Genomic DNA, 17,172 nt, shown 5'->3' with positions numbered 1-17,172 from the left:
AAGCTTGTGCACTTTTTGTCCTATGCGCCATACGCACAAGACAGCCGGTCAAAGAGCTGAGCGCCGATGAGCTAACTTGCGTCGCGTCTTCTACAATGCCAACGCGTGTATTCGTCGTCGATCACCCAGCCAGATTCTTCTGCACAGGCACCAACATTCCATCCCCCATTTCAAGCTCGCCTTGTGTAACGAGGACCTCAATGCGCCCGCGAATGATCTCCCGGAGTTGCGCGCTTGTCGCCTTGAAGCCGAGTCCACGAGCAACAGCGTTGATTGCCTGCTCCTCGGTACCACCGAGACTTTGATCAATAATCGCTTTGAGACCGTGATCGATTTCCATCGGGGGAAGCAACTCAAGCCGACGAAGGCTAGCAGAGGAAACAGAGCTACGATCACGTAGTCTGATTTCGGAATCGGGTTCAAGAAGAAAATCACCGGACCGAACGACTTCTCTACGGTCAACCAAAAGCTTGATAGCTTGATTGACATGCGCTTCAATTCGCCCACCTGCCCGCTGCAGACCCCACGCGGTGCGGATACGGGTGATGACTTCACCGCTGTGGATTGGGCTCTCAGTTCTTACCGTATTTTTCACCAGCGTCCCTAACACCGACAGAGGGGCTTCATGCAGTTCCGAAGACGTATTGACGTACAAAGAGACTTCTTCGTAGGGAGTGTTGACGTCTACAGCCGAACCCACCTCCTGCAGCCCTATTTCAGTAACGTCCGCTCGATCAATTGTAACGACCTCAACAGGCACAGCACGCTTCCTCGCTGCCGGACCACTACCTCCCGCAATCGCATCGGCTTTTGCTCGCTCTATTGTTTCAATAAGCCGTTCGAGTTCCGCCTTAGGTCGCTGGAACCAATCGGTACTCCAGATACGGTGAATATTCCAACCGTGGTCCTCAAGTACCGCCTGACGTAGGCGGTCACGCTCGCGGGCCGATCGCGCGCTGTGATACGACGCACCGTCGCACTCGATCCCCACAAGATAGCGACCCGGCACTTGATCATCTGCAACCGCCAGATCGATGAAGAACCCGGCGATACCGACTTGCGGATGGACCTGATAACCCCTGTCCTGAAGTGCGGCCATGACCTGCTCTTCAAACACACTATCCATTCCGCGGTCAGCCCGAGCAGCCATTGATAGCCGCCCCGTACGCGCATAGTGAAGGAACAGCTTGAATGCGAACACACCTTTACCCTTACCGCGCTCGAGATCGATATCCTCGTCCGCAATCGAGGCGTAGACCTCACAGCGCTGCTTTGCACGGCTGATGAGCACGTTGAGCCGGCGTTCGCCACCCTCTGCGCCAAGCGGACCGAAGCGCATGCTCATGTAGCCCTGGGCATTCTTCGCGTAAGCCACCGAGATTAGGATGACGTCGCGCTCGTCGCCCTGCACGTTCTCGAGGTTTTTGACAAAGAAGGGTTCTGTCGGATGTGAATGAAAAAAGGGCTCCGTTTCCGGATTGAGACGACGAAGCAGTTCCAGTTGGTCCTGGATTTCTCGACGCTGCTTTATCGAAAATGCGGCTACGCCTAACGAGAGATGTGGTGTCTCGAGCGCATGCCTGATGATAGCTTCGGCAACCACCTTCGCCTCGACCTTGTTCACGCTGTCCTCGAACACGCCACCTGGGACGTGGTGGAAGCGTAGCCCCATACCGGCCTCCGCCGTATAAGGGCTGGGTACGATGAAAAGCTTGTTCTCATAGAACTGGCTGTTCGACACTGCGATCAGCGATTGGTGGCGGCTACGGTAGTGCCACCGCAGCATACGGCTCGGAAGACCTCGCGCGGAGAACAGCCCGAGGATACTTTCGATATCCGACACCTTTGCGCCGTCATCTTCGTCATCTTGTTCCGATCCGTCGGATGTCATTTTCGAGAAGAACATCGTTGGCGGAAGCTGACGCTCGTCGCCGACGACCACAACCTGTCTCGCACGCGCAACAGCACCCAATGCATCAACGGGCTGTATCTGACTTGCCTCGTCCATCACGAGAAGGTCGAACTCAATGACACCTGGGGGAAGAAACTGCGCAATGGAAAGCGGGCTCATCATGAAGACGGGCTTGAGCGCCTGAATTGCGGGAGACGCCCGCTGCATCAGTTGCCGGATCGGCATATGGTTTCGACGGCGGGCCATTTCACCGCGTAGGACACCTACTGGCCCGATACCGCTGACAGAAGGAATCTTGCGGTGGTGGGCGCGGACGACCTCCAGCTTCGAGTGCTTCATACGACCGAGATCAAGGTTGGCAAAATCGGCGACGAGGCGATTGTGTACTTCTCCGTCGAAACGCGCGAGTTCCGGCGTCCTGTCGTGCTGGTCCCTGAGCAACGCCTCGTAGTAAGCCATTTCAAAGTACGGAATGACGTTCGCCGTTGTTAGACGTCCATCCTCCAGACGAGCAACGATCTCCGCAACCCCGGCCTCTGCGGCCTCATTTGCTCGGCCATTAAACGCCGCAAACTTCGAAAGCTGCTCCTCGTTGGCAATCCAATCGCCTAGCTTTCGGATCATTTCATCAAGTGGAGCATCAGCTACCACGCCCACGCCGAACAGCGTCTCGGTATCCGATTTCAGAATCGCCAAGAGTTCGGTCATCCGATCGAGGAACTCTCTTCCGAGGGCGGAGGCTTCTTTAGCATGAGCGTAGATCGAACTTGGGTCATTGACCCGAGACGCCAACCTGCGAATGTCAGCGTTTGAGGTCGACCAAGCATAGATTTGAGAGAGTTTCGGCCAGTTTGACGTAGCTCCTGACCAAAGTGATCCGAACGCAGCGACGCCAATGACGCCGCTGGTTTCCAGCGTTTGCTTGCAACGCTGCGCCGTCGCGAGGGTCCCAAGGGCTTTCACCCGGGCTGCGGCATCGGTAAGCGGCAGATGAAGCAAATCCGAAAACGCCGCATCCGCATTCGTCAGATCGGTAATTGCAGGCGCGGCCTGGAGCAAAGATATCTCGTCGACGTCCGACGAACCACCGAAAAATTCGGCATTACCCGACCCCATATCTGTCCAAAGAGAAAGAAGCACTCGACGGGTTTCATCAAGCAAAGCCCGGACCTGCTCACAACGAGACGCCACCGCTGATTTATCTGTCAGCCTACCCGCGATCGCCCGAGCTTCCGATCCCACACCTCGTAGGCTTCTCATCCAAAGGACCAGGCTCTCAAGTGGACGTGGATCAGATTTCTCGCCACGCCAGTCGGCTCCAAATGCCGAGCGTCCAAGACCGTCACCCTCTCTGATCGTATTGCGGGCGTCTTTACCCTTCTGAAGGAGATCGAGAATGCGGACGGTTTCTGCGGGCGGCGTCTCCGGCATCACAGTTTTTAGCAGCGCCTTCGCTCTTCTCCAATCGCCGCTGAGGAATTTGAGGAGACGGTCCCCGTGCATTGCTACCGCGGTGCGGATGGCCCCGAAATCCATATCCCAGGCTTGGTCGGCGATTTTTCCCGCCAATTCCGTCTGGATATTGCGGTAGGTTGCTACCGCCTCGGCGAGATCACCCGCCTGTTCCAACCCCCGTTCCCAGATTGCGGCTACGAAAGCGTCTGGGCTGACATCAGGTGCTTCGGCAACGCGTTCGCCAATCGTAACCAATCGTGAAATTGATCCGAGAGTCGGTGATGCCTTCACCCCGAGCGTCGTTCCCAACGACATCGCAGCGCTTAAAAAGCGCGGGATTAGCCCGTTCAATTGAGCGATGGTCCCAAACCCTGGCTGCGGGAAATCCGAAGGTAGACGCCGGAATATGCTAATTAGTGAAGCCGGATCAGCATCCCAAGCGGCTGCAACCATCGTTTTATCAACTTCCGCGGCGAGCCGGCTATATTCAGCACCGTCTTTGATCAGGCGATCTACGCCGGGTAACGCATCTAACCACACGCCATTTCCAAGCGCCTCATAGTCCGCGGCTTCAGGTCTCGTTGCTAGGCGTTCAGCAACCTTCACGCTTGCAGCAAATGCCGTGAAGGTTTTCGAAGGTTCAGTTTCCAGCGCATCCGTGACTGATCTCATCCCGTCGCTTACACGCTCGGAAAAAGTTTTGGCGTCATTTAATCTCACGACTAATCGTTCGAGATCGAGAGGATTAATTCCTGTCAGGCCGACGCCGTGCCAGGGATGGGTCGAAGGAAGCCCGATATCATCGATACGCTGCGCAAGTTCAGTCAACAGCGCGACAACCCGCTCGCGATAGTCAGGCGTCCAGTTGACTGCATCTGCAAGCTCAATGTCCGATGGCGGCATTCCGATCCGTCGCAACCGCGACAGATGCCCAATCACCTGAAACGGCGTCAGACCGTACGGTTGGTACTTTTCGTGGAGACGCGCGGGGTGACTATTCAGGCTATCACGCGCGTCCACCAGGCTCCTGTTCAGCGCGTCCGCGGACTCGCCCCGGGGAGCACCCAGTTCCCAGGTGTGCTGAAGCTCCATGAGAAGAGCACGCTTGTTCGCCTTGTTCGAATGCAACTCAAGGCAGGCGTCTCCCACTCCGGCGTTATCAAGGCGACGTTTGACAACCTCAAGAGCGGCCATCTTTTCAGCCACGAAGAGGACAGTCTTACCATCTGCCACCGCAGCAGCGATAATGTTTGCAATGGTCTGGGACTTGCCGGTTCCCGGAGGCCCCTGAATAACGAGGTCGCGTCCCCTGCGGACTTCGTGGATCGCTGCTGTCTGTGAACTATCCGCGTCGACGATGTGCGTCATCTCACTCGGAGATATGTGCGCGTCGATATTCGCGTCCTCAGACAATAACTCCTCACCCGTGGTGAAACCGTTCGAAACCAGGGAGGTGATAAGTGGGCGATCGGTGAACTTGGCGTTCTGCGGCCAAAGGCTTGGGTCGAGGTCGCGGTACATCAGAAATTTTGCGAATGAAAAGAAGCCAAGGACGATGTCGTCGGGTTGGACAGACCAATTCGGCTTGAGATGGAATCGCCGCAGCTACCTGCGCGGCGTAATCGTCAAAGGAAAATTGATCGGTTGCTTCAAACGCCGGCATCGTGATCTTGTGGACGCGATCCAGAAAACCTTCGAGTGACAAGTTGGAAGCATAGTCCTCCTGCCGCGCTTTCAGTTTGAACCGCTCGGCTGCGCTGCCGCGCTCCAGCATAACCGGAACAAGGATGAGAGGGGCGTATCGGATGTTCTCGGAGTTGTTTGGATCGATCCATTTTAACGTGCCGAGTCCGAGATAGAGGATGTTAACCCCCTGCTCTTCCTCAAGGGTCCTCGCGTCGAAATATAGATCGAGGAGGCGCTTCTGAAGCGCGTTCGGAGTCATCCTTGTCTGGAGTTTGGTGTCACCATGCCTTACGAGGCGACCGTTCTCATCTCTGTCATCGTCCTCAGGCAGCGCGAGTTCGATCAGGTCTTCCGAGCCCTCCCCGTTTTTGGAGTCGCGGCCCTTTGCGCCTGCGAGAAAGGTCATCGCCTTGCCTTCGCTCACAAGAATACGGAAGACCTCAGAGGAACGCTCGTCGACGATATCGACGGTCTTCGCGCTTTTTGAGAACCGGGGACATTCAGCAGGCGATTACGCGCCGAAAAGTCAAGCAATTCAGTTCGTGCCCGCTCAATCTTGGCCTCAACTGAAAGCGAGCTCTGGAAAACCGAATTCTCAGCGTTTTGGTCTGTGTCAGAAATCAAATTTGTCATGGCATGCCCCCTGCTTCCAGTGAGAATGCACAATCGATTTAGAACGTCTAGTAGCAATACCGGAAAGACGATAACAACTTGCAGTATTCCTCTGACTTTTTCACAGCATGTCAGAGGCCGCCGGCGCAAATCTGATATTGAAGGCACCAAGGCGTGATGCCCGAAAAAATGCTATGCAAGCACCTTCGGCCTAGACTACACTTGAGGTGCGATATCTCCCGGTTTCAGCGGCCCTTCCTTATCCAGGATATTATCTAGGGATTTGCCTCCAGTTTGCCTGAACGACACCTCAAACCTGCCATTGGGAGCAACAATATATTGCGACGACGTCCGTGCCGCTTCAAGTAGACTCGACAGGTCGGCAGATGCCTCATCGATGGTCCAGTTTCGTGACATCGTCCCCTTCCTCCAATTATCGACTATGATATTTTTCAACCCAATTTTTACCAAAAACCGGCACATGCCGATTACGACCCTTGGTGCTTTCACCTGCATCCGAGGGTTTCGAAATGGCAGACCTCATTTTTCTGATGGATACGAACATCCTGAGCAATGCCGGTTTGCAACGACCTCCGCCAGGGTTACGTGCCTGGATGAGAGCCATGGGAGCAGATTCACTCGCCATCTCGTTTCCCGCTATAGCAGAGTTGAGGCGAGGTGCCCATCTGGCCTTGAAACACGATCCACAAAAAGCAATGCGACTCCAAAATTGGATCGATGACATTCTTTCCGTGGACTTCCAGTTCGCTGAACTTACGTCCAAGGCTGCTGACCTTTATGCCGAAATGACGACCGTCGGTCCGCTTCGCCATCTCTATGTCCCTAGCCCGGAGCAGAAGAGGGATAAGATTGGGCATGATCTCCTGTTCGCGGCCCTGTCGATCGCCCATCAGATGCCTATAGCCACATTTAATGTGAAAGACTTCGTCCTGGTAGACAGGTACTTTCCGTTGCCGGGCGTTTTTCACCCCGTTGAAGTTCAATGGCACGTTCCATGCCACGCTGTGATACCCGACGACGATTACGGAATGACGCCGCGTTCATTGCCCGAGTTCGTATCCAGCGGTTTTGGCTTTATGAGGTAGACCGAAGCTCTCGCTCCTTTCTACGGCAGCTCTGACCACCGCGGCGGCCAAACTGCCCTCCCGCAGAAGACCGACATGAAGATCGAGAAGGGCATCCCTATGTTCTTCGAGCAGGGATTTCGCCCGCCGAAACTCCACCTGCAATGTCGCCTCGACTGATTTGCTGAGAGCCTTGCGGCGGTGACGGAATGCAGACAATTCACGTGGACTGTCGCCAGGTTCGACAGACAGCGTTTTCCCAAGACCCCACCTAGTTTCCATCATCGTCGCTAGATCAGTTGCCCGATTGAGGTCGGCCGATGGATCGCCACCAGCACCACTACCGAATTCCCCGAACAACACTTCTTCGGCCGCGATACCACCCAGAAGCGTGGCGATCTTGTTTCGAAAATACGTCGAAGTCCTTCGACTGAACAGTCGCTCCTCGAACGCCGTGTGCCCCAGAGATTGTGATCGACTGCCGACCCGGATGGTTCTCTGGATCGAGACTGACACCAGCGCGTCGGCCTCCAGTAGAACACCGACGATGGCATGGCCGAGCTCGTGCGCGGCGACGCAACGCTGTACCGCCAACGGAACCGGCATCACTTGCGGCACTGCGGCGATGAGATCAACGAGGGCAATTGGTCGCTTCGTCCGTCGCGCGTTACGTCGTGCATCCCGGACGCACCGTTCGATGTCCGCACCAGACCAACCGTCGCTTGCCGTCACGACACCATCCAGCACTTCGTCGGCAAGGTCTCCCCGGAGATAGAAACGGAAGATGCCGTGACGCGCGTCCTCATCCGGAAGCGAAATGGAAAAGTGGCGTTCAAGCCGACCCGCTCGAAGAAGCGCCGGATCAATGATGTCTGGATAGTTCGTTGCGCCGATGACGATGACGCCTTCATGCGACTGGGTGCCATCTAACAATTCCAGGAGCGCGTTGACGACCTGACGATGATAGTTGTCGTTGCTACCGGTCCGATCATCGCGGCTGGTAAAACTGTCGAACTCGTCAATCAGCAGGATCGAAGGTGCCTGTCTTGCGGCTTCGGAGAACGCTTTCCGCATGGCTTTGAGCATATCACCGAGGTGACCGGTTGCCTGCCAACGGGCTGCGGAACCCAATACGAGCGGTACGTCGCAGGTCCTCGCCAACGCAGCCGCGTAAGATGTCTTACCCGACCCCGGAGGGCCGGAAAGCAGGACGCCGCAATCGACATCATCCCAGGTGAGAACTCCCGCTTTCCATGCCGTGATGTCCTCGGCAAGTTCGAGACCCCAGGCTTTGGCCTCACCATATCCGGACAGGTCGTGCAGTGTCGGTCCCGCCGACGACGGGTCGGAGAAGGGCTTTCCTTTTTCGATATGTGGATACCGACGGAGACGCCCAATGCTGACTGCCATGGATCGTCCGCGCCGCCAACCGAGTTCGACCCGTTTGGGAGATTGCTTCGCCAAAAAATCGGCATCGGCATTCGTGATAGTCCCGAAACCCATTCGCTGTCCCGCAATTCGGTAATCGTTTGGAGCCGGTAACGGCAAACGAACAACGATATCGGCCGCAATGCGGACCTCATCCGATAGAAGCTCATCGTCATGGAGAAGAATGATCGCCCGCTTGAGTTCTCTCAATTTCCTGAAGCCAGCGAACTCGTCGGCAACTTCAGTTTCTTCACCGACGAACAGAACGTAGTTGTTCCCGTGTTCGCCGCCAACCGGCACAGTCCCCTCAAGCAACCATTTCGCGGCCATCTTGTAGGCATGGATGTCTGCCTTCGGCGGCATGACGAAAACCGCGACGAACGACGATCGCCTTTTCAGGAACTGGCGGATCGATCTCGACATTGCGATGATGGCTAGATGGGTCGGCAGGGTAAGCTCGTACTTCGAGCTATGGAACGGATCGCGATTGGCGATCAGGTTATCGCTATAAGACTGCATGTATGCCTCGGAACACGGGGAATGATGATGACGATTACGGGCGGTCAGGTCCGTATCCGCCGCACCATTGTCTCGGGGCCGAGTAATTCCGTATCGAGATCGACTTCGACGAAACCGCGCAAGATCATCTGGGCCAGTCCGGCAACTGGCTTGGTTTCGGTAAAAACTGTCAGGCATTCGGCGACAGTCAGATTGCCGTGCTCTTCCAAGACGGCGAGTAATCGCAAACGGTCACCGAGCGCTAGAACCGTACCGCCATACCGAAGCAGGTCTTTGGCATTCTGAAGACGCGGGCCATCGTAGACTTCATCGGTCACCAGACGTCGATATCTGACGCCATGGTTTTGGGCTGCGGCCTCGATCCTGCCTACGTCGACCAGCATCACCCTGTCGGACGCATCGACTAACAAGCGCCCGCCATCATCGTCGAGAATACCAAAATCAGGGACGTGGACGCCACCACCGTAATCGAGCGAGAGTGGCATGCAGTGCCATGACGTGATTGATGGGTTAACGTCAAACAGGCAGGCAGCATCACGCGCCGCCTGTGATCGGAAGACTGGGGGGCCATCGCATTTAACGGTGGCCATTGGATAGAGCGTACGGATGGAAGCAGAATGACGGCTTGCGCGGAGCGACTTCGCGCGCTGTGCGATACCCATTTTCTAAAACCTCAACAAAACACAGTTGCTCGTCGCCGCGAATGTCACGGCGGGCGGAGATCAACCTATTCGTATGAGGCGGGTAAGATTTTTCATGTGTGAACAATTAGAGAACAGATTTGATAATGTCAACTTCCAGCAATGACTTAGGCAAAAATATAAGACGAAAGCACTTCAGAAGATCGTAGTTTAAAGGCCTTGACAAAAATCCATATATCCAGCATTGTAGATATATGGAAAAAGATTCAGCAATTACGGCGCTTGCTGCCCTCGCACAATCCACCAGGATGGATACATTCCGGCTCCTTGTCAGGCATGAGCCAGATGGCGTACCGGCTGGCGAACTCGCACGACTTCTCGACATTCCGCAAAATACCATGTCCGCTCATCTCGCCACACTGACGCGAGCGGGCCTCGTGACAAATGAGAGGCAAAGCCGCTCGATCATCTATCGAGCCGATCTGGAGGGGCTACGTAATCTGACTCTCTTCCTTTTAAAAGATTGCTGCGGCGGCTCAACCGACCTCTGCGCACCGCTGATCGCCGAACTCACGCCCTGCTGCATTCCCGGGGTGCAAGTGTCATGAGCAACATTAGGCTGGAGCCAGTCACGGGGAGCGATCTCGAACTGAAACTGGCGCTGTCGGCTTCCGGTCTTCCAACCGAAGACCTCGAAGACACTGGGCGCTCGTTTTTCAGGGCGGTTTCATCAGATGGCGGCACGGTTGGTTATGCTGGCATCGAGGCGTGCGGCGACGACGTGCTTCTCAGATCGATAGTCATATTGCCTGAGCATCGCGGCAAGGCGTTTGGAACATCGCTAACCAGGGAAACGCTGAAGGCCGTCAAAGTAAATTCGGCGGTCTTTCTGGCGACGACCTCCGCCGCACCGTTCTTCGAAAGCCTTGGCTTCGCTGTGGTCGAGCGCGCAGATGTGCCGCCCGCCGTTCTCGCGACCCGTCAGTTGTCGGGCATCTGCCCGGCATCTGCAACGATCATGCAATTCAACAGAACTCCGACCTAACCACGGAAAACGACCATGACTGACAAGACTTACAACGTGCTCTTCTTGTGCACGGGCAACTCCGCACGTTCTATTCTCGCCGAATCCATCCTCAACAAAGAGGGCGGCGGGCGCTTCCAGGCGTTTTCCGCGGGCAGCCAGCCTAAGGGCGAAGTCAATCCACATGCCCTGAAGGAACTGGACGTCCTCGGCTATCCGGCGACTGGCTTCTCGTCGAAGAGCTGGGACGTTTTCGCACAGCCGGGCGCGCCCGAAATGGACTTCATCTTTACCGTCTGTGACAGCGCGCACGGCGAGGCTTGCCCGGTCTGGATCGGACATCCGATGACTGCACATTGGGGTGTCGAAGACCCCGCAGCCGTCGAGGGTTCCGAAGTCGAAATCCAGCGGGCGTTTGCACAGGCCGCGCGCTTCCTCAAGAACCGCATCATGGCCTTCATCAATCTGCCTCTGGCTTCCATCGATCGCCTGGCGCTCGAGCAGCACGTCCGCCGGATCGGTTCGCTCGAAGGCGCTTCCGCCAAGTCCGCAAAGGCCGAATGAGATGTCTACCTTCGAACGCTATCTGACCATCTGGGTGTTCCTCTGCATCGTCGTTGGCGTCGCCCTTGGCCATCTGATGCCCGATGTATTCCAGATCATTGGTGCGGCTGAGGTCGCGAAGGTGAACCTGCCCGTCGCCGTCCTGATCTGGCTGATGATCATCCCAATGCTCATCAAGATCGATTTCCGCTCGCTGGTGCAGGTGGGCACGTATTGGCGCGGCATCGGTGTAACCCTGTTCATCAACTGGGCCATCAAACCGTTCTCCATGGCGCTGCTGGGATGGCTGTTCATCGGATGGCTCTTCCGTCCCTATCTGCCGGCCGACCAGATCGACTCCTATATCGCTGGCCTGATCATCCTCGCGGCCGCCCCCTGTACCGCGATGGTGTTCGTCTGGAGCAACCTGACGCGCGGCGAACCGCTGTTCACGCTCTCCCAGGTCGCCCTCAACGATGCGATCATGGTCGTCGCCTTCGCGCCGATTGTCGGGCTGCTGCTCGGGCTGTCGGCCATCACCGTGCCCTGGGACACGCTCCTTCTGTCGGTCGTCCTCTATATCGTGGTCCCGGTCATCATCGCCCAGGTCCTGAGAGGGCGGCTGACCACCGACGGCACGACGAAGGCGCTGGACGCCATGCTGGCGAAGCTGCAACCGCTTTCGCTTGTCGCCCTGCTCGCTACGCTCGTTCTCCTCTTCGGCTTCCAGGGTGAGCAGATCATCGCGCAGCCGACAATTATTGCTCTCTTGGCCGTCCCGATCCTGATCCAGGTCTACTTTAACTCCGGGCTGGCCTATCTCCTGAACCGGATGTCGGGGGAGCGCCATTGCGTCGCCGGGCCTTCGGCATTGATCGGGGCTAGCAACTTCTTCGAACTCGCGGTCGCGGCTGCCATCAGCCTGTTCGGCTTCCAGTCCGGCGCGGCGCTGGCGACAGTCGTCGGCGTACTCATCGAGGTCCCCGTGATGCTCACGGTCGTCTGGGCCGTGAACCGCACCAAGGGCTGGTACGAGGCAGCTCCCGCTGTCTCCCGGAACACCATCACTGAAAGGACATGACAATGGACGCCACCATCTATCACAACCCCGCCTGCGGCACGTCCCGCAACACGCTGGAGATGATCCGCGCAGCCGGGATCGAACCGGCCGTCATCGAGTATCTCAAGACGCCGCCGTCGCGCAACGAGTTGGCAAGGATGATCTCCGATGCTGGGCTGACAGTCCGACAGGCGATCCGCGAGAAGGGCACGCCTTACGCTGAATTGGGTCTCGACGATCTGGAACTGACGGACAATGAGCTGCTCGACGCCATGCTGAAGAACCCTATCCTCATCAATCGTCCGTTCGTCGTGACACCGCTCGGCACCAAACTTGCACGACCCTCCGAGGTCGTCCTCGACATCCTGCCGGATGGCTTCAAGGGAGCGTTCTTCAAGGAAGACGGCGAGCAGGTCCTCGACCAGGAGGGAAAGCGCATTGTCTGAGACCCTTCCCGCTTTGCAGGAGCGGCATCTTCGCCAAACTGACCTCGACGCGTTGCGTCCAGCGTTTTCGACTCACAAGCCGCGTATGCTAATCCTCTACGGCTCGCTCCGGGAGGTGTCCTACAGCCGGCTGCTCGCGCATGAAGCCAGACGTCTGCTCGAGCGGTTGGGGTGCGAGGTGCGGATGTTTGATCCGAGGGGACTGCCGCTTCCCGACGAGGCTCCGGTCAGCCATCCGAAAGTGCAGGAGCTACGCGAGCTGTCGCAATGGTCGGAAGGCCAGGTTTGGGTTAGCCCCGAGCGCCACGGTGCGATGACGGGCATCATGAAGGCGCAGATCGACTGGATTCCCTTGTCGCTCGGATCGATCCGGCCGACGCAAGGCAAGACGCTGGCGATCATGGAAGTCTCCGGTGGCAGCCAGTCCTTCAACGCGCTGAACCAGATGCGCGTGCTGGGCCGCTGGATGCGGATGATCACGATCCCGAACCAGTCGTCCGTCGCCAAGGCCTACCAGGAGTTCGACGCCGACGGCAGGATGAAGCCTTCCTCCTATTACGACCGCGTCGTGGACGTCTGCGAGGAGCTGGTGAAGTTTACGCTGCTGACAAGGGACGCCTCGGCCCACCTGACAGACCGATACAGTGAGCGGAAGGAACAGGCGGCCGAACTCGAAAAGCGCGTCCAGCTCAAATCGATCTAGGGATGAATGCTGTCAGCCGTGTCGCCAAACCTTCACGGCTGACAGCAACAAGATCACGGCGAGCGCGGGAAGAAGGACAGAATTCGGGACGATGCCGAGGAGTAGGCCGCCCACAAACGTCCCCACGATTGATCCCGCGGCCATTACGAGAACGAATACCCTGTTGCAGCCCAGAACCGAAAAGCTCTGGTCGCGGCTGTAGCGGGTAAAGCCCACCAGCATTGTGGGAAGACTCACCGCCAGTGAAAGGCTCCCGGCGAGCTTGATGTCCGCGCCGAAGAGCAGAACCAACGTCGGAATGAGCAACTCGCCCCCGGCGACGCCCAGCAGCGACGCAACGATGCCTATCACGAAGCCGACGGATATTCCCGCGACAATCTGCCAGCTTCCCGTCAGCAGCGGTTGGCCGACCGAGGTGCCGTGGCCAAGCACCAGCACGACGGCGATTGCGACGAGAAGAAGGGCTATCACCCTGTAGAGGGTCTCCGATTTCAATCGGGTGGCCCATCCTGCGCCGAACCAAGCACCGATCAGGCTCCCTGCAAGAAGGTTCAGCACGATCGGCCAATTCGATGCGATCTGGCTGAAAGGGATCGTGCCGGCTCGAAACGGCAGGGCGGAAGACACTACGACAAGGCTCATTGCTTTGTTCAGGATCACCGCCTCGAGAGCCGCGAAGTTGAATGCGCCGATGAGCAGCGGCAGACGGAATTCCGCGCCTCCAAGCCCGATCAACCCGCCGAGTGCGCTGATGATGGCTCCGCCGCCGAAAGCGGCCGGATGACTGCGTGACGTCGTGGATTTGATCGGGGTGTTCACGGGGCTTGGCTTTCATGACGGTGATCCGCGGACTCTTATGTACGCTCTTCCATTATGAGGCAACGCGGTCGCCACGCACCGATGAGGCGACCGCGATGAACGCGAGGATTCCAAGCGTACCCAGCGCGGCGATCACGAAAAGTGAGATGGTTGTCCCGAAGTGGTTCATTGCCGCCGCGAATGCAAACGGTGCGGCTGCGCCAGTCGCCAACCTTGCCGCAGCCATCTTGCCCGTGATCGCGCCGTAACCGGCGGACCCGAAGAGATAGAGTGGGAGGCTCCCCTGAGCGATGCTGTTGATCCCTGACCCAAGGCCCAGACAGATGGCGAAAGCCACCGCACCGGGCAGCCAATCACCTGACACCCCGAGTATCACCGCCCCGACAACCATAAGCGCCGCGGACACAATGGCAAGCGCCGGCGGCGACAGGCTCTTTCCGAAGACCATGTTGATCAGGCGGCTCATGACCTGTGCCGGACCGAACAGGGAACCGATCACTACTGCCGCACTGCCAAGTCCGATCGCGCCGAGCATCGGCACCATGTGGGCAAGTATCGCGGCGAGAGTGAAGCCCGACAGCGCGAAGGCGAAGGAGACCAGCAGCATGCCACGGCGGCGCGCCTGCGGCTCAAGAGCGCCAACGACCACCTCGCGGGTTCGTATCTCGCCCGTATTGGAGCCGTTCCTCACGTCACGCATGATCCAGTAGTGCAGCGGCATGCAGACGAGCAGGTTCAGCGCGGCGAACACAAGATAGATTTCGCGCCAAGACAGGTATCCGGTCAGTGTGGCAGCAATCGGCCAGAAGATTGTGGAGGCAAAGCCACCGATGAGTGTCAGATAGGTGATGCTACGGGAGGCCGTCCGAGGTTCGCTTTCGACCAGTGTGGCGAAGGCCGCCTGATACTGGACCATCCCGGAGGACACCTCCAGCATGACGATCGCAAGGGCGAAGAGTGCCATGGATGGTGACCACGCGCATAGCGCCAGGGTGAACGCCGCAAATGCCGATCCCAGGGTCATCACGGTCGCCGCGCCGATCCTGTCCATGTGCCTGCCGATGAAGGGAGCAGACAGCCCGCCGATGAACAGCGAGACCGAGAAGATGGCGAAGACCCGCTCCACGCTGATGCCGAAATCCTTGGCCATCCCGGGGGCGAGGATGCTGAAGGAATAGTAGAGAGTGCCGTAGCCGATGATCTGCGTGACACCGAGAGCGGAGACGATGCGCGCTGGAACCTTGGTCGAATGCAATGACGTATTCCTTCAGCCTATGCTTCGTTTGAGCAGCAACTGGCGGATCGCTCGACGGACCCACGAATACCGGGATGTCCCGCGCAGCAGTCTTCCATCAGGAACGTCACGAGGTCGGCCAGTGTGTCGTAGCTTGCGCTGTAAAGGATCGAACGCGACTCCCGGCGCTGGACGATGAGACCGGAGCGCTCGAGTTCTTTGAGGTGGAACGAGACATTCGATGGCGAGACGCCCATTCGTTCGGCAATCGCGCCGGCGGCTAGACCTTCAGGGCCGGCGACGACCAGGGTCCTCACGATGGAGAGACGGGTTTCCTGTGCGAGTGCGGCGAACGAAGAGAGGGCTTGACGATCATCCATATTTCAATAATCCTTGAATTGTTGAAATAGAGGATATCCACAAATGAGCACGATCGACAATAGCCATTTCGACAAAACCGACATCTCGCTCGGGAAATTACTAAGCAGGGCGGCAGAGACACCGGACCTGCCATTGGTCTTCCTGTACGATGGTAAGACCGTGAAGCCTGGCTATCACGTGACCGAGGTCAAAGCTGGCCAGTTCTCCGCGCTCGACTGCGGTGCAAATCCGGAAGCCTGGTCGGAAATTTTCGTGCAGCTTTGGGATATCGAGGAAGGCGAACGGACCCATATGACAGCCGGGAAGTTCTCGGCCATCGTCCGCAAGGTTTCCGAACACGTCCGTCTCGACGGCTCCGCGAAGCTGACATTCGAGGTCAGCGACGGCGTTCGACCGATGCAACTGTTTTGCGCGGAAGAACCTGTGGACACCGACGGCGTCCTTAATGTCTCGCTGATTCCGAGACCAGCGAGTTGCAAACCGCGTGACCGCTGGCTGGCCGAAAACAACGCGAGGACCACCGCCTGTTGCGGCACCCATATACCGACTGAATGCTGCTCACGATGATAACTCGCGACCTGCGCCAATAGCGGACTATCCCAACGTACCTGCAAACCGTTCTGGCCACCTTTCGCGTTGAAAGACTTCACCTATGAAATCAATAAACACTCGGGTTTTGGTGGGTAGCAAGGTTCGGTTCGCATAGTAGATCGAAATCGGACCCGCATCCGCGTACCAAGCTGGGACAAGACGGATAAGCTCACCGTTCTCAAGGTATGGCAATACATCGGGTTTGGCGATCATGGCGACGCCAAGCCCCAGAACCGCGGCTGATCGCATTGCGGCCGGGTCGTTGACGACAATCTTCTCCTTCAGCCCCGCCGGCTGCTCTTCGCCCGCGACGTTGCGCATCTGCCATTGCCGAATTCGACCTGTCCGCAATGAACGCATGACGATCCCGTCCAGCTCGATCAACCCGGACGGATCGTGAGGCGGAACGCGGTCCTGCATGTATGATGGCGAGGCAACCGCGATGATGTGGGCGGAGGCAAGGGTTTTTGCGATGATGCCCGGCGTCAGCTCAGAATCCGCCACCGATCGCCGCGTCGTAGCCCTCGGCGATCAAGTCAACCTGACGGTTCTCGAACATCCATTCTGGCCTGATTAGCGGGTAACGGTGCATGAACTCGGGCAAGGTCGGAAGGATGTATTCCACTCCGAAGGTAGGGCTCATGCTGAGCCTCAGCACGCCTCCCGGCTCCGCTTGTTCACTGGATGCCTCGGCAATCGCACCTTGAAGGCTCTCCAAGTGGTCACGGACCGAATAAAGGAAGCGCTCGCCAGCCTCCGTGAGCGTCAGACTTCGCGTGCTGCGCTGAAAGAGCCGGAGCTTCAAGTTGGATTCGAGAGCCGCGACGTTCCTACTTACGGCCGCTGGCGTCAACCCCAGCCTGCGGGCCGCTGAAGAGAAGCTGCCATACTCGGCGCTACGGACGAAGGACTCCAGATTTGCCAGTGTTTCCATGATGCCTCTTTCAACGATTACTTGAAAGCAATAACAGCCAATTGCATCTAATAAAAGAGGAATAAGAGGGCGATATTCACTCCATCGAAACCAAGCAAC

The 17,172-nt window shown here is 57.6% G+C and carries 13 protein-coding genes and 2 pseudogenes; 8 read left to right on the top strand and 7 right to left on the bottom strand.

Translation table 11 applies throughout. From position 1 onward, the window contains the following. Positions 1-121: 121 nt before the first annotated feature. Positions 122-5,686: pseudogene (locus O3W47_RS07220) on the bottom strand (DUF3320 domain-containing protein). Between the two features lie 509 nt (positions 5,687-6,195). Here O3W47_RS07220 and O3W47_RS07210 point away from each other — a divergent pair. After that, positions 6,196-6,771, top strand: a complete 576-nt coding sequence (locus O3W47_RS07210; protein ID WP_065656321.1) for a type II toxin-antitoxin system VapC family toxin — start codon at positions 6,196-6,198, stop codon at positions 6,769-6,771. Here O3W47_RS07210 and O3W47_RS07205 read toward each other — a convergent pair. After that, positions 6,727-8,697 (bottom strand): AAA family ATPase, encoded by a 1,971-nt coding sequence (locus O3W47_RS07205; RefSeq protein ID WP_065656322.1) that lies wholly within the window; start codon positions 8,695-8,697, stop codon positions 6,727-6,729. The two genes, O3W47_RS07210 and O3W47_RS07205, sit on opposite strands and share 45 nt — an antisense overlap. 44 nt (positions 8,698-8,741) lie before the next feature. Further along, positions 8,742-9,359: a hypothetical protein gene (locus tag O3W47_RS07200; protein WP_059755570.1), complete on the bottom strand. Its 618-nt coding sequence runs from the start codon at positions 9,357-9,359 to the stop codon at positions 8,742-8,744. Between the two features lie 233 nt (positions 9,360-9,592). Here O3W47_RS07200 and O3W47_RS07195 point away from each other — a divergent pair, with 233 nt between their 5' ends. From O3W47_RS07195 to arsH, 6 genes are read left to right on the top strand one after another with little or no spacing between them, the layout of a single operon-like run. Further along, positions 9,593-9,946, top strand: coding sequence for an ArsR/SmtB family transcription factor (locus tag O3W47_RS07195; RefSeq protein WP_059755572.1), 354 nt, complete (start codon positions 9,593-9,595; stop codon positions 9,944-9,946). After that, positions 9,943-10,383, top strand: a complete 441-nt coding sequence (arsN2, locus tag O3W47_RS07190; RefSeq protein WP_065656325.1) for an arsenic resistance N-acetyltransferase ArsN2 — start codon at positions 9,943-9,945, stop codon at positions 10,381-10,383. The genes O3W47_RS07195 and arsN2 overlap by 4 nt, the downstream gene beginning before the upstream one ends. 15 nt (positions 10,384-10,398) lie before the next feature. Then, a complete protein-coding gene (locus O3W47_RS07185) occupies positions 10,399-10,926 on the top strand; it encodes an arsenate reductase ArsC (RefSeq protein WP_059755579.1) in 528 nt (175 codons plus the stop codon). A 1-nt stretch (position 10,927) separates the two neighbouring features. Next, complete coding sequence (gene arsB / locus O3W47_RS07180) at positions 10,928-11,986, top strand: ACR3 family arsenite efflux transporter (protein WP_059755581.1); 1,059 nt, start codon at positions 10,928-10,930, stop codon at positions 11,984-11,986. A 2-nt stretch (positions 11,987-11,988) separates the two neighbouring features. Beyond that, positions 11,989-12,411 carry an arsenate reductase (glutaredoxin) gene (gene arsC, locus O3W47_RS07175; protein WP_059755583.1) on the top strand — a complete coding sequence of 141 codons (423 nt, stop codon included), beginning with the start codon at positions 11,989-11,991 and terminating at the stop codon, positions 12,409-12,411. Next, positions 12,338-13,114, top strand: coding sequence for an arsenical resistance protein ArsH (gene arsH, locus O3W47_RS07170; RefSeq protein WP_059755584.1), 777 nt, complete (start codon positions 12,338-12,340; stop codon positions 13,112-13,114). The genes arsC and arsH overlap by 74 nt, the downstream gene beginning before the upstream one ends. Before the next feature lie 12 nt (positions 13,115-13,126). Here arsH and O3W47_RS07165 read toward each other — a convergent pair whose 3' ends face one another. Genes O3W47_RS07165 through O3W47_RS07155 form a run of 3 tightly spaced genes read right to left on the bottom strand, consistent with a single transcriptional unit; the run spans position 13,127 to position 15,547 of the window. Beyond that, positions 13,127-13,933 (bottom strand): sulfite exporter TauE/SafE family protein, encoded by an 807-nt coding sequence (locus O3W47_RS07165; RefSeq protein WP_059755587.1) that lies wholly within the window; start codon positions 13,931-13,933, stop codon positions 13,127-13,129. A 52-nt stretch (positions 13,934-13,985) separates the two neighbouring features. Beyond that, positions 13,986-15,188: an arsenite efflux MFS transporter ArsK gene (gene arsK, locus O3W47_RS07160; protein WP_059755589.1), complete on the bottom strand. Its 1,203-nt coding sequence runs from the start codon at positions 15,186-15,188 to the stop codon at positions 13,986-13,988. A gap of 17 nt (positions 15,189-15,205) precedes the next feature. After that, on the bottom strand, positions 15,206-15,547 hold the full coding sequence (locus tag O3W47_RS07155) for an ArsR/SmtB family transcription factor (RefSeq protein ID WP_035242396.1): 342 nt from the start codon (positions 15,545-15,547) through the stop codon (positions 15,206-15,208). Positions 15,548-15,590: 43 nt separating this feature from the next. Here O3W47_RS07155 and O3W47_RS07150 point away from each other — a divergent pair, with 43 nt between their 5' ends. Continuing rightward, complete coding sequence (locus O3W47_RS07150) at positions 15,591-16,115, top strand: DUF6428 family protein (protein WP_059755591.1); 525 nt, start codon at positions 15,591-15,593, stop codon at positions 16,113-16,115. Between the two features lie 27 nt (positions 16,116-16,142). Here O3W47_RS07150 and O3W47_RS07145 read toward each other — a convergent pair. Then, positions 16,143-17,073: pseudogene (locus tag O3W47_RS07145) on the bottom strand (LysR family transcriptional regulator). Positions 17,074-17,172 lie beyond the last annotated feature (99 nt).

The organism is Agrobacterium sp. LMR679 (genome assembly GCF_027157905.1).
In the GTDB taxonomy this organism is placed as follows: domain Bacteria; phylum Pseudomonadota; class Alphaproteobacteria; order Rhizobiales; family Rhizobiaceae; genus Agrobacterium; species Agrobacterium leguminum.
This window is presented reverse-complemented; position numbering and strand designations above follow the sequence as displayed.